Here is a 22,141-nt window from a genome sequence, read left to right as displayed (position 1 = left end):
CGCCGGTATTTCTGCGGCGCGATCGCCCGCCGGGTTTACCCGTCGTCAATCACGCCGCGCGATCCGTCGCGGCCTTAAACGCCTGTTAGGTCCGGCCGGGTCAGTTGCGAGGTGAAAGTACGAGGCAAGGACAATGCAGTCCGAAAAAGGACGATACAGCCAGCCGCGCTGGGGCGTGACGCGCTGGCTCGCCGACGCCGGCCCCGGCGTGCCCGATGACATCCGCGCGGCGCTGATCGGGGATCTCTACGGCTCGCTGCCGGTGTTCGCGGCCGGCGCGGTCAATACGGTCGCCGTCGCGGCCGTGATTGCGATCCGCGAGCCGACCGCGCCGTTCATCACCTGGGTCGTCCTCGAACTCGTCATCTGCCTCTCGCGACTGGCGGTACTGGTGGTTGCGCATCGCGCGGCGCGCGAGCGGCGGCCGACGCCGACCGATCTGCACCTCGTCCTCGCGGTGGCCTGGAGCACCAGCGTCGGCTTCGGCATCCTGATCAGCCTCGCAAGCGGCGACTGGGTGGTTGCGATGCTGGCCTCGCTGTCGGCGGCGGCGATGGTCGGCGGCATCTGCTTCCGCAACTTCAGCGCTCCGCGCCTTGCCGGCACCATGATCCTGCTCAGCCTCGGCCCGATCGTGCCCGGGGCGGCGCTGGCCGGCGAGCCGCTGCTGTTCATCGTGTTCCTGCAAGTGCCGATGTATCTCGCGGCGATGACGGTCGCGGCCTTCCGCCTCAACAAGATGCTGATCGCGACCATGCGGGCCGAGCGCGAGAACGGCCATCTTGCCCATCACGACACCCTGACCGGCCTGCGCAATCGCGCCGGCTTCGTCGCGGCGCTCAACGCGACGCTCGCGGCCCCGGCCGGAGATAGCGGGCCGTTCGCGCTGCTGTTCCTCGACCTCGACAATTTCAAGCCGGTCAACGACACCTATGGTCATGCGGCCGGCGACCAGGTGCTGATGCTGGCCGCCGAGCGGCTGCGGCGTGTTCTGCCGGAGACCGCGGTGATCGCCCGGCTCGGCGGTGATGAATTCGTGGTGCTGGCGAACGGCGTCACTGCCGAGCAGGCACTCGCGGTCGGCCATCGCATCATCCAGGCCGTCACGATGCCCTACCGGCTCGCCGACGGCACCTTGGCAAAGGTCGGCGTCAGTGTCGGCGTCGCCGTTTCACCTGAGCACGGCACCGAGGCCGAGGAACTTCTGGCCGTTGCCGATGCCGCGCTCTATGAGGCCAAATCCGACGGCAAGGCGCAGTGCCGCCTGGCCTCCGTCGCAACCAATGTCGCGGCGCTGCGCCGGCTGACGAAGAAGGACCCCGCGCCGGCCCTAGATCGCGGCGCCGCCTGAGACATCAGTGCCTGGTATCGAGCTTGCGAAGCTCGGCATTGGCGGGAGCCCATTCGATGTAGGTCTTCGGGCATCCGTCCGCGGCCAGGCGAAGCAGCCGCACGGCCTCGTCCGTCGCACCTTTCGCCAGCGCCAGCTCACCGGCATAGAAATGCGCTTCGCAGAGCTGCCCTTTCATCTTGACCGGATTGGCATCGTCGGCGGCCTTCACGACAGCCTCCAGCGTCATGGCGCCGAGGAACAGGCGAACGATCGGCGCCGGCCATTCTGACATGTCGAGCCGCCCGGAGGCCTCGTCAAGGCCGCTCGGTTGGCCGGATTTGTGGCGGACGAGGTCGAGCCATAGCTGCGTGTAAGGATTCTTCCGGTCGAGCTCGCTTGCGTGAACGAGATCGTCGCGTGCCTCCGACAAAAGGCCGTCCTGGAAGCGAACGACCGCGGCCACACGGTAGAGACCAGGTGCATCCGGAGCCAGCTGGAGCCCCTGCTTGATATCGGATAGCGCGCGTTCGCGGTCACCACGCGCGAGAAAGACGGCGGCACGGCTCTCATAAAGTCCGGGGGCGTTCGGACTAAGCTGGATAGCCTGATCAAAGTCGGCCGAGGCAAGCTCAAGATCTCCCTTGGCGACGTGCGTGTGGCCACGGCAGAGCAGCCCAGCAGTCGCCCCGCGCTGCCCGCCGATCGCGATCGCCCGATCGCAGTCGGCCATGGCACGGTCCGGCTCGTCCTTGAAGTCGTAGGCCCGCCCGCGACCGACATACGCGTCGACATTGTCCTGATGAACTGCAATGACCTCGCTGTAGTCGGCGATCGCGCTATCGATATCCCGCCTCATCATGTAGGCGGCGGCGCGCGTCAGGTACGCGCCCGCGTCTTTTGGATTGAACTGGATGGCCTGGTTGAGGTCGGCCAACCCAGTTGAAAAGTCGCCATTGGTGATACGCACGCGGGCGCGGCAGATGAGCCCGGCGCCGGCGCCCCGCTCCGGGCTGATTTCGATCGCGCGATTGCAGTCGGCAATGGCACGGTCCGGTTCGCTCTTGAGGACGGAGGCCTCCGCACGGCCGAGATATGCGGCGACATTGTCCGGATGGATCAGAATCACCTGGCCATAGTCGGCGATCGCGCGGTCGGCGTCTCGTTTCATGACATAGGCGCCGGCCCGTCCCAGATACGCGTAGGCATCCTTTGGATTGAGTTCGACTGCCCTGTCGTAGTCGGCGATGGCTTCATCGACTTCGCCTTTCCCTTTGTGCGCCCATGCCCTGCGCAGAAAGGCGATCTGATTCTTCGGATCGTGCTCGATGACGTGGTTGTAGTCTGCGATCGCCCGATCTACCTCGCCCTTTTGAAGAAGGAACATAGCCCGCCGAAAGTACGCAAAGATCGTCCCTTGCAGATTGGCAGGCGTGGCTTCAATCACGGCGGTACAGCCGGCGATACGATCATCCACACTGATATTTACAGTCGTGTTGCACTTCGCAGCCGGCGAAAGTTGCGCGCGGGCGGTTGGAATCGTGGCCAACAACACGCCAAACGCCATCGTCAACGCCTTGATGGCGAATACACACACCAATGATTTCGTCACGTCGTCCCCCGCGCCCACCGGAGGCTTTTAGCAAAGCTCGCGCACGCAACACAACCTTTCGTTGCCTCGCGGGACAACCCGCGAGGTCGTGACGGGCCCCACGCGGCATCGCGTGACGCCGCCTACAGATCGAAATTCGTCGGCAGCATCACGACGTCGCGGATGGTCATGCCGCGCGGCCTGGTCAGCATGAACATCACGACCTCGGCGACATCGCTGGCCTCCAGCAGGCTGCCCGCCGCCTTGGCCTCTGCGAGCTTCTCCGCCGGCCAGTCGGCCAGCAGCGCGCTGATCACGGGCCCGGGCGAGATCGCTCCGACGCGGATGCCGTGCTTGAACACCTGGCGCCGCACCGTCTGCACGAAGCAGTTGATCGCCCATTTCGACGACGCATAGACCGGCTCCCACGGCGTCGGAAAATGCGCGGCGAGCGAGCTCGTGACGATGATGTCGCCGGTCGCCCGCGCGATCATGTGCGGCAGCACGTCGTGCACGTTCTTCATCACGACGTTGACGTTGAGGTTCAGCATCCGGTCGATCGCGCTGCTGTCGGCATCGACGAGATCGCCGCCGACATAGATCCCCGCATTGGCGTGCAGAATGTCGAGCTGGCCGGCCTTCTCGAGCACCTGCGGCAACAGACGTGCGCAGGCGTTGGGGTCGAGCAGGTCGATGACCAGCGGGATCACCGCATCGCCGTGCCTGCCGGCGAGCGCCTCGAGCGCGGCCGTGTCGCGGTCGACCATCACCACGCGCGCGCCCGCCGCCAGCATCGCCTCGCTGCTCGCAAGTCCAATACCTGACGCCGCTCCGGTCACGGCCGCGACCTTGCCTTCCAATTGCTTCGCCATCGTCTTCATCCTGTCAGGTCAGTGCGGCACGCATGGCAACACATCGGAGCCGCGATGTCAGCTCCCGTGCGATGGGCGGCGGCGCGCTCGTCGCATCACATGCGCAGCATCGGCGGTCGCGTGGCGAAGCGGCGGCGCAGCCATTTTGCCGCCGGCCCCGCCGGCCGCTGCTTGTGCCAGACCACTTCGAGCGCGACCGGATGTGCGCCCTCGTCGAATTCCAGTTCGGGAACCGCAAGCTCTTCGGCAATCTGCGAGCTCGCCATGATGTGGGCCGGGATCAGCGCCCAGCCGACGCCCTGCTTGAGGATTTGCAGGATCACCCAATGGCTCTCGACCCACCACACCTCCGCTGCGACACGCAGCCGGTGGCGCTCGGTGCCTTCGTTGCGCACCGTGACCATGATCTGGCGGTGCCGCTTCAGCTCCTCCCAATCCACCCGCCCATGCGCCAGCGGATGGTTCTTGCCGCAGACCAGCTGCAGCGGCACCCAGCCGATGGTCTTGAAGCCGAGCTCGGGCGGCAGCTGCTCCTGCCGCCACATCACGCCGACATCGGCCTTGCCGTCGAGCACGAGCCGGCTGACGTCCTCCATGATCGGAAACAGCAGCTCCAGCTCGACATGCGGAAAGCGCCCGGCGAATTCCGCGAACAGCTCCCCGACCGCACTCTCCGGATAGAGCTCGTCAATCGCCACCACCAGGCGCTTCTCGACATGGGCCTCGAAGCTGCTCGCAACGCCGATCAGATGCTCGCGGCGATCGAGGATCAGTTTTGCTTCCGGCAACAGCCGCGCGCCCGCTTCGGTCAGCACCGGATTGCGACCGGCCCGGTCGAACAGCGCAATCCCGAGGTCTGTCTCCAGATTGGCGACGTGGGTGCTGACGGCCGATTGCGCTTTCTTCAGCAGCCGCGCCGCGCCGGAAAACGAGCCCTGCTCGGCCGCCGCCACGAAGGATTCGAGTTGATCCATGGAAACGGTCATCTATCTCTTTTCCAGATATTACCTAACTTTGTTATCCCACAATATCAGATAGAAATCCGGTCACAACGACAAGAGCGTTTTCAAGCGAAGTGGATACCGGTTCGCGTGAAGAAAACGCGTCAAACAAGAACCAAGAAAGGGTTTCAAAATGTCCATGCGTTCCTTCTCCGACCGGATCAGGCACGCAGTCCTGTTCGAACTGATCGGTATCGCCATCTTCACGCCGGCAGCCGCCTGGCTGTTCAATCAGCCGGTCGCCCATATGGGCGTCATCGGCGTCGTCTCGGCGACGGTGGCGACGATCTGGAACTTGCTGTTCAATCTCGGCTTCGACCACGCGCTGGTCCGCGTCACCGGCCGTGTCGCCAAGACGATGCCGATCCGCGTCGCGCACGCGATGCTGTTCGAGGCCGGCCTGATCGTGCTGCTGATCCCATTCGTCGCCTGGTATCTCGGCATCTCGCTGTGGGCTGCGCTGATGATGGATATCTCGATCGTCGCGTTCTATCTGGTCTACGCGTTCGTCTTCAACCTCGCGTACGATCGCGTGTTTCCGCTGCGCGCGCTCCGCACGCACGATGGCACGGCGAGCCGGGCCCTGGCGGCCTGATCAATCTCGGCGCCCGGCGCGGTGGATCATGCGATCTGCCGCGCCGGACCCTGACACCGCGCGAATATTTCCGGCAATAGCGACTGCACACAAGTTCCGCCGCACACCACTCCTAGACTGGTTTGATCCGGCTCGGAGGCTGTGAAATGCTTCAAGTCGACATGCCCGTCAGAGGCTGCCAACCGGCCAATAATGCCAAACGGCCAACAACAAGAAACGGAGGACGACAATGCCAAGGAACCGCTCACCCCAGCTCACCCGCCGTGATCTCATCAAGGGCACTGCTGCCACGTCAGCCACGCTGCTGCTCGGCAAGCCCGCCATTGCCAAGGGCAAGACCGAGATCGTGATCGGCAACATCGACGCCTATTCGGGACCGGCTGCGGTCTATTCGTCGATCGGCCGCACGCCTGGCGGCTATTTCAAGATGATCAACGAGCAAGGCGGCATCAACGGCCGCATGATCAAGTACATCACCTATGACGACGCCTACAGCCCGGCCAAGACCGTCGAGCAGGCGCGCAAGCTCGTCGAAGGCGACGAGATCGACGTGCTGTTTGCGCCGCTTGGTGCGCCCACCAATGCGGCGATCATGAAATACATGAACCAGAAGAAGGTGCCGCACCTCTTCATCGCCTCGGGCGCGACCAAGTTCGGCGACTACAAGAATTTCCCGTACACGATGGGTTTCCAGCCCTGCTACCAGATCGAGGGCCGCGCTTTCGCGCAGCACGTGCTGGCGACGCAGAGCGATCCCAAGATCGGCATCGTCTACCAGAACGACGATTTCGGACGCGACGTGCTGAAGGGTTTCAAGGACGGACTTGGCGCCAAGACCTCCGCAATCGTGGCCGAGCTGTCGTACGAAACCGCGGACCCGACCATCGACAGCCAGGTGGTCCGCTGCAAATCCGCCGGCGCCAACGTGTTCATGAGCATGACCACGCCGAAATTCGCGGCGCAAGGGATCAAGAAGATCGCCGAGCTCGGCTGGCAGCCGGCGCACTACGTCGGCAACAACGCCTCCTCCGCCGGCTCGACACTGAAGGCCGCGGGCTTCGGCGAGTCCAAGGGGATCATTTCGAGCGCCTATCTGAAGGATCCCGTCGACGCTGCCTGGGACAGCGATCCCGCCATTCAGAAATGGCGCGCCTTCCTCGACAAATACGATCCGGCGGCGGCCAAGAACGACATCTACGCCGTCACCGGCTATCTCACCAGCCAGATCCTGGTTCAGGTGCTCAAGCAGTGCGGCGACGACGTGTCGTCCGAGAGCATCATCAAGCAAGCGGCGAATTTGAAGGATGTCGAATCCGACATGCTGCTGCCCGGCATCAAGATCAACACCTCGCCGACCGACTACTATCCGCTCGAACAATTGCAGCTGACGCGCTTCAGCGGCGAACGCTACGAGCCGCTGGGCCCCGTCATCGACGGCGGCATCTCGAAGGCGTGATCGTCCGCGCCGGCTGCATCGGCGCCGCCGACGCGAACCGTCTTGCAGTTGCCATCGGCCACTCACCGGCCGATGATACGCAAAACGGACCAGAACCAACCGGGAGGATGTGAATGCGTGGACGCCGTGTGCTGATGGAATCTTTCGTGTCGCACGGCGTGCGTCATATTTTCGGCAATCCCGGCACGACGGAAACGCCGCTGCTCGACAGCCTGCCGGCGTTTCCGCAGCTCGAATACATCATGGCGTTGCATGAAGGTGTCGCCGTCAGCGCCGCCAGCTTCTATGCGCAGGCATCGGGACGCGTCACCGTCGCCAACCTGCACGTCGCTCCCGGCCTTGGCAACGGCATCGGCTCGCTCTATGGCGCGCTGAAAGCAAATTCGCCGGTGGTCGTGACGGCGGGTCAGCAGGACACGCGCATGCGGCTCAACAATCCGCTGCTCGGCCATGACCTCGTTGCGATAGCAGCCCCGGTGACGAAGTGGAGCGTGCAGATCGAGCGCGCAGACGAGATCGCGCCGATCATGCGCCGCGCGTTCAAGGTGGCGACCGATGCGCCGCAGGGGCCGGTGTTCGTATCGCTCCCGATCGACGTCCTGGAACAGGAGACCGCGGTCGATGCATCGACGCCGGACAAGCTGTGGCGGTCGACACGCCCCGATCCGGCAGGCATCGAGGCCCTGGTCGCGCTGCTTCTGAAGGCGAACAATCCGGCCATCATCGCCGGCGACGACGTGGCGCGATCGGGCGGCGAGCAGGCGCTGGTTGCACTGACGGAGGCGATCGGCGCCACCGTGTGGTTCGAAGGGCTGCGGCATCACGCGCCGTTCCCGACCAGTCATCCGAGCTATCGGCAGTCGCTCCCCGGCGACGCCCGGCAGGTGCGCAAGGCGCTCGGCGACACCGATCTCGTTCTCCTCATTGGCGGTCCGTTCTTCGAGGACATCTGGTTTGCGCCTGATGGCCACATTCCCGACGGCGCGTCCGTGCTCCAGATCGAAGCCTCGGCCGAGCGTCTTGCGCTCAACAACCGGCTCGACGCCGGCATCGTCGGCGACATCGCCGTCAGCATCAGTGCATTGACGGACACGCTGCGCACCAAGGCAAGCGCGCACTTCAGGCAGGCCGCGCAGAACCGCAATGCCGCACTGGCCGCACTGCAGGCCAAGGAGAAGGAAGCCTATCGCGCGCGCGTAGAGAAGGGCTGGAACCGCGAGCCGAGTTCGATGCCGCGCGTCACCGCGGAACTTCGTCGCGGCCTGCCTGATGACGTGGTCATCGTCGATGAAAGCATCACGGCGAGCCTCGATCTCGCGCGCGCCTTCGACTATCGCGGCTTCGGCGACTATTTCGGCGGACGTGGCGGCGGCATCGGCCAGGGCCTCGCCGGCGCGATCGGCGTCAAGGTCGCAATGCCGGACCGTCCGGTTGTCGCGATCTCCGGCGACGGCTCGGCCATGTATGCGATCCAGGCGCTGTGGACCGCCGCGCACCACAAGCTCGCGATCGTGTTCGTGGTGCTCGCGAACCGCGAGTACCGCATACTCAAGCACAATGTGGACGTCTGGCGACAGAATTTCGAAGCCGGCACCCAGCATCCCTATCAGAACATGGATATCACCGGTCCCGCGCTCGACTTCGTACATCTCGCGGCCGGCATGGGCGTCGAGGCGATCAGGGTCGAGAAGGCCGACGACATTGCCGGTGCAGTCGCAAAGGCTGTCGCAGCCCGGCGGCCGTACCTCGTCGAGATCTCAATCGAAGGAAAGCGCTAGAGCATGATCCGGAAAAGTGCGCAGCGGTTTTCCCTCGCGACAAACGCGGAACGCGTTTGCGCGTAGATCATGCTCAAATAAAAAGCTGGAGGAGTTTCTCATGGCAGGCATTCTGGACGGCAAGGCTGCATTGGTGACGGGCGGTGGCTCCGGCATCGGCCGGGCAACGGCGATTGCCATGGCGCGTGAAGGCGCGCGCGTGGCGGTGTCCGACCTCTCGAAGGATGGAATCGACGAGACGGTCGCCTTGATTAATGCCGCCGGCGGCCAGTCGATCGCGATCCAGGGCGACGTCACCGACGAGGCCGGTGTCGCCAACATGGTGGCTCGCATGGTCTCGGCGTTTGGCCGCATCGATTGTGCGTTCAACAATGCCGGCGTGGCCGGACGCTCCGTCGGCCCGCCCGGCCAGCGCATTCATGAACTCACCCAGGCTTCGGTGGCGAAGATGTTCTCGGTGAACCTGATGGGCGTGTTCCTGTGCCTGAAATACGAGATCGCGCAAATGCTGAGGCAGGGCGGTGGCGGCGCCATCGTCAACACGGCCTCGATCGCCGGGCTGATCGGCCTTGCGACGTCAGGCCACTACGTCGCGACCAAGCACGGCGTCGTCGGGCTGACCAAGTCTGCTGCGATCGAATATGCCCAGGACGGCATCCGCGTGAATTGCGTCAATCCCGGATACATCAAGACGCCGATGACCAAGGAGACGATGGACGAGCGTTACGACGAGATCATCGCCAAGGTGCCCGCACGCCGCCTCGGCGTGCCCGAGGAAATCGCGGAGGCCGTGGTCTGGATGTGCTCGGACAAGGCGTCGTTCATGACCGGCGCATCGCAGGTGGTCGACGGCGGCTACAGCGCCGCCTGAGGTACGCTTCAGCCAGGCTATTCCTTTGCCGGCACCGTGCGCAGATAGGCGACGATGGCGTCGAGATCGGCAGCCGACACGGTGGCGTAATAATGGAAGCCCATCGGCGGATTGAGCTTGCCGCCGTCCTTGCTGACGCCCTGCGTGATCGCGCGTTTGATCTCGTCGTCGGTCCAGCCGCCAATGCCTTTGGTCTTGCTGGAGCTGATGTTCCGCGAGACCGAGACGCCCCAGGGTCCCGAAAACTTGCCGCCGCCGGCGGCCATGCTGGTGGCGAATTCTCGCCCTTGCGGCCCCATCGGGGTGTGGCACTCCATGCAGTGCGCGATCGTGACGAGGTAGAATCCTTGCTGCACCTTGTCGCCCAACATCGCTTCGGTGTACGGGCTCTCACCGCCCGGCGGAACAGGATGTCGCTGTGCCATCTTGTAGACCGGCTCCGGCACCGCATTGCTGATCGGCTTGATCGTGTGCAGATAAGCGATCACCGCATCGAGATCGCGATCGGTCATGATCTCGTAGTAGCCACTCGGCATGATCATGGCGACCCGCGCGCCGTTGCGCTTGACGCCCTTGCGCAGCAATTGCCTGAGTTCGGCGTCGGTGTAATTGCCGATGCCGGTTTCCTTGTCTTGCGTGATGTTCGGGGCTGTGACCTTGAACGGTGGCTCATCCCATGACAGGCCGCCGGAAAACGCCTTGTCGCTGATCTCTCCTGACGGTCCCTTCGGAGTATGGCAATTGCCGCAGGTCAGGATGCCATTGACGAGGTAATCACCGCGCGCGACCAATTCCGATTCTGCGCTGACCGGGCTGGTCAATACCACGCCGATAACGAACGCTACCGATCCGATACGGATCATGACGACGCCTCCAATCAATTAAGTATGGCGATAGAGCTCAGATCGATTCTGGCTTCAAAAACGTACGTCAGTGAAATGTGCGCACCGGTGTTCAACGGTGCGAAGGCAATGTGCAAAACTACGTAGCTGGCGCGCAAGAAAAGCTGCGCGCGGGTCGATGGTACGATCGCCGCCCCTCTCTTGGGCACACCCGATTGCCTGAGAGGTGGCTAAACAAAATCTAGCAGATTTCAGGCGATTGAGAAGGCAGCGTGACCACGCCGAAATGCGAGGCACCGGCTGTCGGGATCAACAGCGCTGTCATCGCCCGGCGTCCGCGGGTGATGACACCGAACAAGCTGTTGGGCCCTCGTCGTCCTGGCGAAAGCCAGGACGACGCGTGGAGAGGAATCGTGCTTCGAACTCACTCTTGCCGCGCAGCAGAACAACGGCCAGGACTCACCGCCCCTCCCGCAAGCTCCCCTCCAGCCGCGCCAGCTCGCCGTCGAGGTCGCGCTCGACATCGGCCACCTGCATGTCGACGACGCGATAATCGCGCGCCTCGAGCCAGGCTCTGCGCTTGGCGCGGTCGGTGCCGATGGCATCGCTCTCGCCGGCATTGACCAGCTCGATCGCGAGCCGGTGCACGAAGGAGACGAAGTCGGGGATGTGGCGGCCGACCGGGGTCTGGCGCTTGAATTGGCCGGCGAAGCGGCGGTCCCGGGTCAGCGCCTGCCACAGGATCCGCTCGGCGTCGGTCGGGTTGCGGCGGAGCAGCCGGGCGAGCCCACGCACCGTGCTGGAGTTGTCGGCGGCGGCACCGCCTTGCCCCTGCTCGGCGAGCAGCGCCCGCAGGCGCGTCGCCTGGGCGCCGTCGAGCACCCCGCCCTTGGCCGGGCCCTTGCGGCCCTCGGCGATCGCCATCACCACCCCGTGCAGCGTGTGCATGTCCTGCTTGGTCGGATCCATCCGGGTGAAGATGTTGCGCAGGTTCACCAGCATGGTGTCGCGCTTCTCGGCCGGACGCAGGAACTCGACCTTGTCGAGCTCGGCCACGAGGTTGTCGAAGAACGCCTGCATCTGGTGCTGGGAGGCCGGCTCGGACCGCTCCGGCATCGCAAACGGCAGCGCACCCGCGGTCGAGAGCTTGAACCATTCATACCCCATCAGCAGCACCGCCTGCGCCAGATTGAGCGAAGCGAAGCCCGGGTTGACCGGAAAGGTGATGATGCGGTTGGCGAGCGCGACCTCGTCGTTGGTCAGGCCGGAGCGCTCCCGCCCGAACAGGACGCCGGCCCCGCCGCCGGATGCGACATGACCAACGATCTCCCGCGCCGCGCCTTCCGGCCCGACCACCGGCTTGGCCTGGTCGTGGGCGCGCGCGGTGGTCGCGAACACCAGCGTGAGATCGGCGATCGCCTGCTCGACCGTGTCGAACAGCTCGACGGAACCGATGATGTGATCGGCGCCGGCGGCGGCGCGCTGGGCCGCGATGTTCGGCCAGCCGTCGCGCGGGTTGACGATGCGCATCCTCGTCAGCGCGAAGTTGCCCATCGCGCGCGCGGCCATGCCGATGTTCTCGCCAAGCTGCGGCTCGACCAGGATGACGACGGGACCGGCAAGGTCGTGCCCTGCCTTGGTCTTGTCGGTGCCGGACATCTCACTTCACTTTCTGATTCAAGGTCTGAAGATTTTGAATCAGCTTCCGAAGCGGCTGATTCAAACTCTCATGTGGTGCCCCAAGAGGCAGCATCGACCAGCTTTGCACCGGTTTTGCGCGGGGCCATTTTCTCCAAGGAGATAACAGGGTTAGCGGCGTTTGCGAATCCTCAATCGGAATCCCGAACGCACGGAGCGAGGCCTGCCGCTTGCGCGCGCTTGGCCTTCGGATAGGCTATCAACCACAACCAAAGCGAAGCTGTAAAGGCACGCTTGAGACGCCGGTTGAACGGCGAGGCATTTGGTCGAAGCACTTTGGGGGGACGACGATGCGAGGCAGATGGACGCTGGCCATTTTGGGCCTGATCTTGATCGTGGCGGGGGGCCTGCTCGCCCACCTCACGCAGACCGCGGGCGGCATCCGGATCGAGGATGTCAGGTTCAAGGGCGCCAAGGGCAACACCATGAGCGCCCTGCTCTACATCCCGCCGAACGCGACGCCCCAGATCCCGGCGCCCGGCATCCTCGCGGTGCACGGCTATATCAATTCGCGCGAGACCCAGGACGGCTTCGCCATCGAGTTCGCCCGCCGCGGCTACGTCGTGCTGGCGCTCGACCAGACCGGCCACGGCTACAGCGACCCGCCTTCCTTCGCCAACGGCTTTGGCGGACCTGACGGCCTCGCCTATCTCCGCAGCCTGCCCTTCGTCGACAAGGAGAACATCGGGCTCGAAGGCCATTCGATGGGCGGCTGGACCGTGCTCGCGGCCGCCGCAGCGATGCCCAACGACTACAAGTCGATGGTGCTGGAGGGCTCGTCCACCGGCAAGCCGTTCGCCGCCGAGGGCACCGCGAGCTGGCCGCGCAACACCGCGCTGGTGTTCGCCCAGTACGAGGAATTTCCCGACCTGATGTGGGGCGTCCAGATGGCGCGCGACGTCACCACGAGCCCGAAACTCTGGGCGCTGTTCGGAACGCAAGGCGCGGTCGAGCCGGGCAAGATCTACGGCGATCCGGCCAACGGCACCGCGCGGGTGCTGTACATCCCGGCGATGACCCATCCGGCCGAGCACATTTCGCATGAGGCGATCGGCTACAGCCTCGACTGGTTCGCCAAGACGTTGAAGGGCGGCACCCCGCGTCCGGTCGACGACCAGATCTGGTTCCGCAAGGAGATCGGCACGCTGATCGCGCTGATCGGCTTCGTGGCGCTCATGATCGGGACGTTCGACGGGCTGCTGGAGGCACCGATGTTCTCCCGCCTGCGGCTGCCGGCGGTCGCCGACGGCACCATGCCGGCGCATCAGGCCGCCAGCGGCCGGCGCTGGACCACGGCGTTCATCCTCTCCGCCTTCATCCCGGCGCTGACCTACTACCCGGCCTTCGCGCTGGGCGGCACCTTCGTCACGCCGAGCGCGTTCCTGCCGCAGGGCATCACCAACCAGATCCTGGTCTGGGCCATCATCAACGGCCTGATCACGCTGGCCCTGATGTCGTTCGCCCCGAAGCGGGCCAGCCGGGCCGGCCTCGTCGGTCAATCCGTCGTGATCGCGCTGGCGTCGGTTGCGGTGGGCTACGCCGCGCTTTGGCTCGCCGACCTCGCCTTCAAGATCGACTTCAGGTTCTGGATCGTCGCACTCAAATTGATGAGCGCGAAGCAATTCCTCATCTTCCTGATCTATCTGATTCCGTTCACGGCGTTTTTCGTAGTGGCGCTGCACGTGCTGCACCGGAATTTCTCGACCATGGATGCGCCACGCGGGGCGCTGTACCTCACCAACATCCTGGCGCTGACATTCGGTTTCATCGTGTTGCTGGTGCTGCAATACGGAACGCTGTGGCTGACCGGAAAGCTGTTCAACCCGGTCCCGGACCCCGGTTTCGTGCCGCTCTCGACTATCGTCGCGATCCAGTTCGTGCCGCTCTTGGCGATCGTCGCCGTGATCGCGACCTTCACCTGGCGGCGGACCGGATCGAGCCTGCCGGGGGCCCTGATCGCGGGGCTGTTCGTGACTTGGTACATCGTGGCCGGGACCGCGACCCAGGTCGCATTTTAGGAGGGTTTTCGAGCGAAGTGGGTACCGGTTCGTGTGAAGAAAACCCGTCAAAAACAACGACCGGGGGGCGGCATTCTGATCCAATCAGAATGGCGGCTCTCGGTGAAAAGATGGGCTGAAAGTGCATAACCGGTGCGCTTCCGCCGGTCCCCGGGCGGTGCTATAGCGCAGGCGTATTTTCCATCCCCGCCGTCAAAAGCGCGCCGTTCCCAAGAGGGCCTCTCCGTCATGGCAAAAATCAAGGTATCCAACCCCGTCGTCGAGCTCGATGGCGACGAGATGACCCGGATCATCTGGCAGTACATCAAGGACAAGCTGATCAACCCGTTCCTGGATGTCGAACTGCTGTATTTCGATCTCGGCATGGAATACCGGGATGAGACCAATGACCAGGTGACCATCGACGCCGCCGAAGCCATCAAGAAGGTCGGCGTCGGCGTCAAATGCGCCACCATCACCCCCGACGAGGCCCGGGTGAAGGAGTTCGGCCTGAAGCAGATGTGGAAGTCGCCGAACGGCACCATCCGCAACATCCTCGGCGGCGTGATCTTCCGCGAGCCGATCATCTGCAAGAACGTGCCGCGCCTGGTTCCCGGCTGGACCAAGCCGATCATCATCGGCCGCCACGCCTATGGCGACCAGTACCGCGCCACCGACATCAAGTTCCCCGGCAAGGGCACGCTGTCGCTGAAGTTCGTCGGCGAGGACGGCACCGTGATCGAGCGGGAGGTGTTCAAGGCGCCCGGCGCCGGCGTCGCGATGGAGATGTACAATCTCGACGACTCCATCATCGATTTCGCCCGCGCCTCGCTCAACTACGGCCTGCTGCGCAACTACCCGGTCTACCTCTCGACCAAGAACACCATCCTCAAGGTCTATGACGGCCGCTTCAAGGACATCTTCCAGGACATCTACGACCGCGAGTTCAAGAAGGAATTCGAGGCCAAGGGCCTGACCTACGAGCACCGCCTGATCGACGATATGGTGGCCTCGGCGCTGAAATGGTCCGGCGGCTATGTCTGGGCCTGCAAGAACTATGACGGCGACGTGCAGTCCGACACCGTGGCCCAGGGTTACGGCTCGCTCGGCCTGATGACCTCGGTGCTGCTCACCCCGGACGGCAAGACGGTGGAAGCCGAAGCCGCCCACGGCACCGTGACCCGGCACTACCGCGAGCACCAGAAGGGCAAGGAGACCTCGACCAACTCGATCGCGTCGATCTTCGCCTGGACCCGTGGCCTCGCCCACCGCGCCAAGCTCGACAACAACGAGGCGCTGGCGAAGTTCGCCACCACGCTGGAGAAGGTCTGCGTCGCGACCGTCGAAGAGGGCTACATGACCAAGGACCTCGCGCTCCTGGTCGGCGCCGATCAGCGCTGGCTCTCGACCACCGGCTTCCTCGACAAGGTTGCCGAGAATCTCGGAAAGGCGATGGCGGCCTGAGGCCGCCGTCTCCGGACGACAGGTGCGAGCGTTCATCATGGCCGTTGTCAGAGCCGTTGCGCTCGCATCTTTCCTGCTCACCGGGTCGGCGGCCCTCGCCGCCGATCCCCTGCCCGACGCCGTCGCGGCGCCGGCCGAATCCCCGGTTCTCACCGTCCATGCCGAGGGCGTTCAGGTCTACGAATGCAAGCCGGTCACCGACGGCAAGCTCGCCTGGTCGTTCCGCGAACCGGTCGCCACCCTGATCGCCGATGGCCGCACCGTCGGCCGCCACTATGCCGGCCCGAACTGGGAGCATGTCGACGGCAGCGCCGTCACTGCCCGCACCGCCGGCAGCGCACCGGGCGCGACCCCTGCGGATATTCCTTGGCTGAAGCTCGAGGTGATCTCCCACCGCGGCAACGGCCTCTTCTCCAGCGTCGCCACCGTGCAGCGGATCAATACCTCCGGCGGCGAGCTCAGCGGCGCCTGCGACAAATCAGGCGCGCTGAAGGGCGCGGCGTACTCGGCGGACTACGTGTTCCTGCGCCGCGACTAGAGCGTTTTCGAGCGAAGTGGATCCCGGTTCGCGCTAAGAAAACGCGTCAAAAGAACTAATCGCGGATGCCGCCGTCGGTCTCGTGCGGCGCCTGGGCGATCTCCGCGGCGGCAAGGTCGCCGCCGGCCGTGAGCGGATCGGCAAGCCGCGCCTCCGCGGTCTCCCGGACATGCGCGGCGAGCGCCGGCATCCGCTCGATCAGGGCATGGAAGTCCTGCGCATCGAGCAGCAAGAGCTTGGTCTTCCGCATCGCCGTCACCGTGCCGGAGCGGCTGGTCCGCCTGAGCAGCGCGATCTCGCCGAAGAATGTGCCGTCGGCAAGCCGCACGCGCTGGCTCGGCAGGTCGATCTCGACCTCGCCGGCGGTGATGAAATACATCGACGACGCCGCATCGCCGCGCCGCACCAGCACCTCGCCGGCCTCGATGGTCTGCGACCGCAACAGCCGCATGATGTCGGCGATGTCGGCAGCGTTGAGATGCGAGAACAGCGGCACCCGCGCCAGCATGCCCCAGGTCACGACGAAGTCGCGGCGCCGGACCTCGTCGGCGAACGCGGTCGAGATGATCGCGACCGGCAGCGCGATCATCGCAAAGCCGACCACGATCGCAACCACGGTGACGATCCGCCCGAGCGGCGTCACCGGGACGACGTCGCCGTAGCCGACGGTGCCGAGCGTCACGATCGCCCACCACATCGCCTGCGGCATGGTGCCGAACTTGTCCGGCTGCACCTTGTGCTCGATGGCATAGAGCAGCGCCGCGAACAGCAGCACCGCGCCGGTCAGGATCACGACGCAGCCGAACAGCGTACGCCGCTCGGCATGCAGCGCCGCCAGCAGCGAGCGCATCGCGGTCGAATAGCGTACCAGCTTCAGGAACGGCAGCATGCCGAACAGCACCAGCGCGGTCTTGTCACCGATCGCAAGCGCAATCGCCGACGGCAGGAACGCGAGCAGGTCGATCACGCCGAGCGCCGAAAAGGCATATTCCAGCCGCGCCTGCAGCGGCGTCATGTCGCGCAGGGAGTGGCCGACCACGCTCCAGAGCCGCGCGGCGTATTCCAGTGCGAAGGCGGCCACCGCCGCGATCTCGATCGCCGTCAGCGGCCAGCCGAACTGCGCGTCGATCTCGGGCACGGAGGCCAGGATCGCCGCCAGCACGTCGACGGCGATGATGGCGACGATGACCGCAGCAAACCGCGAGCCACCCGAATGCGGCAGATCATCGCGTTCGAGCAGCTCGTAGAGACGATCGCGCAGCCCGGGATCGCTGATCGTGGGCTTGAGCGGAGCCGTCGCCACGATCAGCCTCTCCGTCAGGCGCCGGCCATTGCCTGCTCGATCGCCGACAGCGCGGCGTCGGCCTTGGCGCCGTCGGGGCCGCCGGCCTGCGCCATGTCGGGCCGGCCGCCGCCGCCCTTGCCGCCGAGCACCTCGGAGCCCTTGCGCACCAGCTCGACCGCGTTGAAGCGCGAGGTCAGGTCGGCGGTGACGCCGACCACGATGCCGGCCTTGCCGTCCTCGGTGACGCCGACGATCGCAACCACGCCCGAGCCGATCTGCTTCTTGCCGTCGTCGACCAGGCTCTTCAGATCCTTGGTCTCGACGCCCTCGACCGCGCGCGCGAGCAGCTTGACGTTGCCGACTTCGCGGACGCCGGAGGCGGCGCCATTCGACGACGCTCCGCCACCGCCCATCGCGAGCTTCTTCCTGGCATCCGACAGGTCACGCTCGAGCTTCTTGCGCTCCTCCATCAGGGCTGCGATGCGCGCCGGGACGTCCTCGATCGTGGTGCGCAGCTCCAGCGCCGCGGTCTTCGCCAGTGCCATCGTGTCGTTGGCGTGCTTGCGCGCGTGATTGCCGGTCAGCGCCTCGATGCGGCGAACGCCGGAGGCGACCGCGCTCTCGCTGGTCACCGAAATCAGGCCGATGTCGCCGGTGCGGCGGACATGGGTGCCGCCGCAGAGCTCGACCGACCAGCCGAGTGCGTTCTGTCCGTACTCGCGGGCGCTCTTGCCCATCGAGACGACGCGAACCTCGTCGCCGTATTTCTCGCCGAACAATGCGCGGGCACCGGCCTCGCGGGCGTCGTCGACACCCATGATGCGGGTCGTCACCTCGTCATTCTCGAGCACGACGTCGTTGGCAATGTCCTCGACCCGGGCGAGCTCTTCCGGCGTGATCGGCTTCGGATGCACGAAATCGAAGCGCAGGCGGTCGGGCGCGACCAGCGAGCCGCGCTGCGCGATGTGATCGCCGAGCACCTGGCGCAGCGCCTCGTGCAGCAGATGCGTCGCCGAGTGGTTGGCGCGGATCGACGAACGTCTTGCGTGGTCGACCTCGAGCTGCAGCGCGGTGCCGACGCTCAAGGTGCCCTGCTCCACCGTTCCGACATGCACGAACACGTCGCCGGCCTTCTTCTGCATGTCGGTGACGCGGAACTTGACGCCCTCGCCCGTGAGGACGCCGACGTCGCCGACCTGACCACCGGACTCGGCATAGAACGGCGTCTGGTTCAGCACGATCGAACCGGTCTCGCCGGCCTTGAGTGCGCCGACTTCGGCGCCGTCCTTGACCAGTGCCGTCACCACGCCTTCCGCGCTCTCGGTCTCGTAACCCAAAAACTCCGTCGCGCCGAGCTTCTCGCGCAGCGGGAACCAGATGGTCTCGGTCGCCGCCTCGCCGGAGCCGGCCCAGGAGGCGCGCGCCTTCTCGCGCTGCCGCTCCATCGCATCGGTGAACGCGGCCTGGTCGACGCTGATGCCACGCGACTTCAGCGCGTCCTGCGTCAGGTCGAGCGGGAAGCCATAGGTGTCGTACAGCGTGAAGGCAGTGTCGCCGTCGAACATATCGCCCTTCTTGAGGCCGGCGCTCTTCTCGTCGAGGATCGATAGTCCCCGCACCAGCGTCTTGCGGAAGCGGGTCTCTTCCAGCTGCAGCGTCTCCTCGATCAGCTTCTCCGCACGCACCAGGTCCGGATAGGCCTGGCCCATCTCGCGGACCAGCGCCCAGACCAGCCGATGCATCAGCGGCTCGCTGGCGCCGAGCAGCTGCGCGTGGCGCATCGCGCGGCGCATGATCCGGCGCAGCACGTAGCCGCGGCCCTCGTTCGAGGGCAGCACGCCGTCGGCGATCAGGAACGCCGAGGAGCGCAGATGGTCGGCGATCACCCGGTACGACGCCACGTTCTGCGCATTCGGCCCATGACCGAGCGCCGACGAAGCCACATCGATCAGATGGCGGAACAGATCGGTCTCGAACACGCTCTCGACGCCCTGCAGGATGGCCGCCATGCGCTCCAGCCCCATGCCGGTGTCGATCGAGGGACGCGGCAGCGCCACGCGCTCCTCCTTCGTCACCTGCTCGTACTGCATGAACACCAGATTCCAGAACTCGAGGAAGCGATCGCCGTCTTCCTCCGGGCTGCCCGGAGGTCCGCCCCAGATGTGCTCGCCGCGGTCGATGAAAATCTCGGAGCACGGACCGCACGGGCCGGTATCGCCCATCGCCCAGAAATTGTCCGAGGTCGGGATCCGGATGATGCGGTCGTCCGAGAAGCCCGCGATCTTCTTCCAGTAACCGGCCGCCTCGTCGTCGGTGTGGTAGACGGTGACGAGCAGCTTGTCCTTCTTCAGCCCGAAATCCTTGGTGATCAGATTCCAGGCGAGCTCGATCGCGCGCTCCTTGAAGTAGTCGCCGAACGAGAAGTTGCCGAGCATCTCGAAGAAGGTGAGATGGCGCGCGGTGTAGCCGACATTGTCGAGGTCGTTATGCTTGCCGCCCGCCCGCACGCACTTCTGCGACGTCGTGGCGCGCTGATAGGAGCGCTTCTCGACGCCGGTGAAGACGTTCTTGAACTGCACCATGCCGGCATTGGTGAACATCAGGGTCGGGTCGTTGCGCGGGACCAGCGGCGACGAGGCCACGATCTCGTGGCCGTTCTCCTTGAAGAAGTTCAGAAATGTCGACCTGATGTCGTTGACGCTGCTCATGTTCATCCAATCGGAAAAAGGGGCCGGCCAGCCGCAAAAAGGCGTCATTTTCCGGCCGAACGCTTTTAGACATTGCCAGCTGCGGTGTCCAGAAACTGTGCAGGCGGATCATGGGCTTGCCGCGGCAGCACAATGCCCATTGGATAGCGGCGAGAGCTGCGTTGACAGTCTTGGCGGCGCCGTGTTTTCTACCTACCTGTTACCCCGTCACGTCGGGAGAGACCGGCCTTATCGCCGGCGCCGAAGGAGCAACCGCCCCGGAAACTCTCAGGCAAAAGGACCGCGTGACGTCTGACATCTGGAAAGAGGCGCTGGGGTTCTCCCCGATGCGTCCGCCGACGGGATAATACTCTCAGGCACAGCGACAGATGGGGCTTTCTGCAGGTTTCTCAAGGGGAAATAGGTCCCCGGCGGGAACCGCGAGGGCCCTGTGATGCTTGCGCACGAAACTTCCCCGCTGAAACAGACCCCGCTGCACGCGCTGCACCTGGCGCGCGGGGCCAAGATGGTGCCCTTCGCCGGCTATGACATGCCGGTGCAATACACCGCCGGCGTGCTGAAGGAGCACCTGCACACCCGCAAGGACGCCGGCCTGTTCGACGTGTCCCACATGGGACAGCTCGTGCTGAAGGCCAAATCGGGCAAGGTCGGCGACGCAGCGCTCGCGCTGGAAAAACTGGTGCCGCAGGACATCGTCGGCATCGCGCCGGGACGGCAGCGCTACGCGCAATTCACCAACGACGAGGGCGGCCTGCTCGACGACCTGATGGTGGCGAATTTCGGCGACCACCTGTTCCTGGTGGCCAACGCCGCCTGCAAGGAAGAGGACGAGGCGCATCTGCGCGCGCATCTCTCCGACAGCTGCGAGATCGTGTCGCTGGCCGACCGCGCGCTAATCGCGCTGCAGGGGCCGAAGGCCGAATCGGCGTTGGCGAAACTTTGTCCAGATGTCGGTTCGATGAAATTCATGGACGCCGGCCCGCGCCGCGTCGCCGACATCGACTGCTTCGTCTCGCGCTCCGGCTATACCGGCGAGGACGGCTTCGAGATTTCAGTGCCCGCGGACAAGGCGGAAGCCCTGGTCACCGCGCTGCTGGACAATCCAGATGTCCTGCCGATCGGGCTCGGCGCGCGCGACAGCCTGCGGCTCGAAGCCGGGCTTTGCCTCTATGGCCACGATATCGACACCACGACGACGCCGGTCGAAGGCGCGCTGGAATGGTCTGTGCAGAAGGTCCGCCGCAGCGGCGGCGCCCGCGCCGGCGGTTTTCCGGGGGCGAACAATATCCTCACCCAATTCGCACAAGGCGCGTCGCGCCGCCGCGTCGGCCTCAGGCCGGAGGGCCGCGCACCGGTGCGCGAAGGCGCCTTGTTGTTCGCCGACCCGACCTCGACCGAGCCAATCGGCAAGGTGACCTCGGGCGGCTTCGGCCCGAGCCTCAATGCGCCGGTTGCGATGGGCTATCTGCCGACATCCCTTTCCGCGCTCGACACCACCGTTTTCGCCGAAGTGCGCGGCCAGCGGCTGCCGCTCAAGGTCGCCGCGACGCCCTTCGTCCCCAATACCTACAAACGCTAAACGCTGAAGGATCGATCCCATGACGACGCTGTACACGTCCGACCACGAATGGCTCCGCATCGAAGGCGACGTCGCCACGATCGGCATCACCGATTACGCGCAGTCCCAACTCGGCGACGTCGTGTTCGTCGAACTGCCCAAGGTCGGCCGCAGCCTGAAGAAGGCCGAGGCCGCCGCGGTCGTCGAATCCGTCAAGGCCGCCTCCGACGTCTACGCGCCGATCACCGGCGAGGTGATCGAGGTCAACGAGGCGCTCGCCGCCGAGCCCGCGCTGGTCAATTCGGATGCCGGCGGCAAGGCCTGGTTCTTCAAGCTGAAGATTGCCGACAAGGGCGAACTCGGCGGCCTGATGGACGAGGCCGCCTACACCGCGCACACCGCCTGAGAGAATGAAGCAGATAGCGACCACACACTCACTGTCATCGCCCGGCCTGACCGGGCGATCCAGTACGCCGCGGCTCTTCAGCTCAATCACTGATGTCCCGGCGTACTGGATACCCCGCTTTCGCGGGGTATGACGGCTGACAACGAGGACC

General features: G+C 65.1%; 17 protein-coding genes and 1 riboswitch. Of the genes, 10 read left to right on the top strand and 7 right to left on the bottom strand.

The genetic code is table 11. From position 1 onward, the window contains the following. Nucleotides 1-133 precede the first annotated feature (133 nt). Nucleotides 134-1,351 carry a GGDEF domain-containing protein gene (locus XH92_RS18375; protein WP_194460462.1) on the top strand — a complete coding sequence of 406 codons (1,218 nt, stop codon included), beginning with the start codon at nt 134-136 and terminating at the stop codon, nt 1,349-1,351. Nucleotides 1,352-1,355: 4 nt separating this feature from the next. On the opposite strand, the gene XH92_RS18370 is transcribed toward XH92_RS18375, so the two are convergent. The 3 genes from XH92_RS18370 to XH92_RS18360 all read right to left on the bottom strand — a co-directional run bounded on the left by XH92_RS18370 (nt 1,356) and on the right by XH92_RS18360 (nt 4,779). Further along, complete coding sequence (locus tag XH92_RS18370; RefSeq protein ID WP_194460461.1) at nt 1,356-2,942, bottom strand: tetratricopeptide repeat protein; 1,587 nt, start codon at nt 2,940-2,942, stop codon at nt 1,356-1,358. A gap of 122 nt (nt 2,943-3,064) precedes the next feature. Beyond that, nucleotides 3,065-3,793: an SDR family oxidoreductase gene (locus XH92_RS18365; protein WP_194460460.1), complete on the bottom strand. Its 729-nt coding sequence runs from the start codon at nt 3,791-3,793 to the stop codon at nt 3,065-3,067. Nucleotides 3,794-3,888: 95 nt separating this feature from the next. Continuing rightward, on the bottom strand, nt 3,889-4,779 hold the full coding sequence (locus XH92_RS18360) for a LysR family transcriptional regulator (RefSeq protein WP_194460459.1): 891 nt from the start codon (nt 4,777-4,779) through the stop codon (nt 3,889-3,891). 148 nt (nt 4,780-4,927) lie between these two features. Here XH92_RS18360 and XH92_RS18355 point away from each other — a divergent pair, with 148 nt between their 5' ends. The 4 genes from XH92_RS18355 to XH92_RS18340 all read left to right on the top strand — a co-directional run bounded on the left by XH92_RS18355 (nt 4,928) and on the right by XH92_RS18340 (nt 9,494). Beyond that, the gene (locus XH92_RS18355; RefSeq protein ID WP_194460458.1) at nt 4,928-5,389 is read left to right on the top strand and encodes a PACE efflux transporter; all 462 of its coding nucleotides are present in this window, start codon (nt 4,928-4,930) and stop codon (nt 5,387-5,389) included. Nucleotides 5,390-5,618: 229 nt separating this feature from the next. Continuing rightward, entirely contained in the window at nt 5,619-6,845 is a 1,227-nt protein-coding gene (locus XH92_RS18350; RefSeq protein WP_194460457.1) for an ABC transporter substrate-binding protein, read from the top strand. Between the two features lie 113 nt (nt 6,846-6,958). Further along, nucleotides 6,959-8,623 (top strand): thiamine pyrophosphate-binding protein, encoded by a 1,665-nt coding sequence (locus tag XH92_RS18345; RefSeq protein ID WP_194460456.1) that lies wholly within the window; start codon nt 6,959-6,961, stop codon nt 8,621-8,623. Between the two features lie 100 nt (nt 8,624-8,723). After that, the gene (locus tag XH92_RS18340) at nt 8,724-9,494 is read left to right on the top strand and encodes an SDR family NAD(P)-dependent oxidoreductase (RefSeq protein WP_194460455.1); all 771 of its coding nucleotides are present in this window, start codon (nt 8,724-8,726) and stop codon (nt 9,492-9,494) included. A 17-nt stretch (nt 9,495-9,511) separates the two neighbouring features. On the opposite strand, the gene XH92_RS18335 is transcribed toward XH92_RS18340, so the two are convergent. Beyond that, a complete protein-coding gene (locus XH92_RS18335) occupies nt 9,512-10,357 on the bottom strand; it encodes a c-type cytochrome (protein ID WP_246788480.1) in 846 nt (281 codons plus the stop codon). 438 nt (nt 10,358-10,795) lie between these two features. Beyond that, a complete protein-coding gene (locus XH92_RS18330; protein WP_194460454.1) occupies nt 10,796-11,995 on the bottom strand; it encodes a TrmJ/YjtD family RNA methyltransferase in 1,200 nt (399 codons plus the stop codon). Between the two features lie 329 nt (nt 11,996-12,324). Between XH92_RS18330 and XH92_RS18325 the strand changes: the two genes are divergently transcribed. The 3 genes from XH92_RS18325 (at nt 12,325) to XH92_RS18315 (ending at nt 16,033) form a co-directional block, all read left to right on the top strand. Continuing rightward, nucleotides 12,325-14,052 carry a S9 family peptidase gene (locus XH92_RS18325; RefSeq protein WP_246788479.1) on the top strand — a complete coding sequence of 576 codons (1,728 nt, stop codon included), beginning with the start codon at nt 12,325-12,327 and terminating at the stop codon, nt 14,050-14,052. 228 nt (nt 14,053-14,280) lie between these two features. Continuing rightward, nucleotides 14,281-15,495 (top strand): NADP-dependent isocitrate dehydrogenase, encoded by a 1,215-nt coding sequence (locus XH92_RS18320; RefSeq protein WP_194460453.1) that lies wholly within the window; start codon nt 14,281-14,283, stop codon nt 15,493-15,495. A 37-nt stretch (nt 15,496-15,532) separates the two neighbouring features. Beyond that, the gene (locus tag XH92_RS18315) at nt 15,533-16,033 is read left to right on the top strand and encodes a DUF3455 domain-containing protein (RefSeq protein ID WP_194460452.1); all 501 of its coding nucleotides are present in this window, start codon (nt 15,533-15,535) and stop codon (nt 16,031-16,033) included. 55 nt (nt 16,034-16,088) lie between these two features. Here the strand turns inward: XH92_RS18315 and XH92_RS18310 are convergent, their stop codons facing one another. Further along, nucleotides 16,089-17,339, bottom strand: a complete 1,251-nt coding sequence (locus tag XH92_RS18310; RefSeq protein ID WP_194461313.1) for a cyclic nucleotide-gated ion channel — start codon at nt 17,337-17,339, stop codon at nt 16,089-16,091. 11 nt (nt 17,340-17,350) lie between these two features. Further along, the gene (gene alaS, locus XH92_RS18305) at nt 17,351-20,026 is read right to left on the bottom strand and encodes an alanine--tRNA ligase (protein WP_194460451.1); all 2,676 of its coding nucleotides are present in this window, start codon (nt 20,024-20,026) and stop codon (nt 17,351-17,353) included. Nucleotides 20,027-20,228: 202 nt separating this feature from the next. Continuing rightward, a riboswitch (glycine riboswitch) is annotated at nt 20,229-20,319 on the top strand. A 140-nt stretch (nt 20,320-20,459) separates the two neighbouring features. Here alaS and gcvT point away from each other — a divergent pair. After that, nucleotides 20,460-21,605 (top strand): glycine cleavage system aminomethyltransferase GcvT, encoded by a 1,146-nt coding sequence (gene gcvT, locus XH92_RS18300; protein WP_194460450.1) that lies wholly within the window; start codon nt 20,460-20,462, stop codon nt 21,603-21,605. Between the two features lie 19 nt (nt 21,606-21,624). Beyond that, nucleotides 21,625-21,990: a glycine cleavage system protein GcvH gene (gcvH, locus tag XH92_RS18295; protein ID WP_194460449.1), complete on the top strand. Its 366-nt coding sequence runs from the start codon at nt 21,625-21,627 to the stop codon at nt 21,988-21,990. Nucleotides 21,991-22,141 lie beyond the last annotated feature (151 nt).

The organism is Bradyrhizobium sp. CCBAU 53421, from assembly GCF_015291625.1.
Lineage (GTDB): Bacteria > Pseudomonadota > Alphaproteobacteria > Rhizobiales > Xanthobacteraceae > Bradyrhizobium.
Note: the sequence above shows the minus strand (reverse complement) of the source record. Positions and strands in the feature narration are given on the sequence as shown.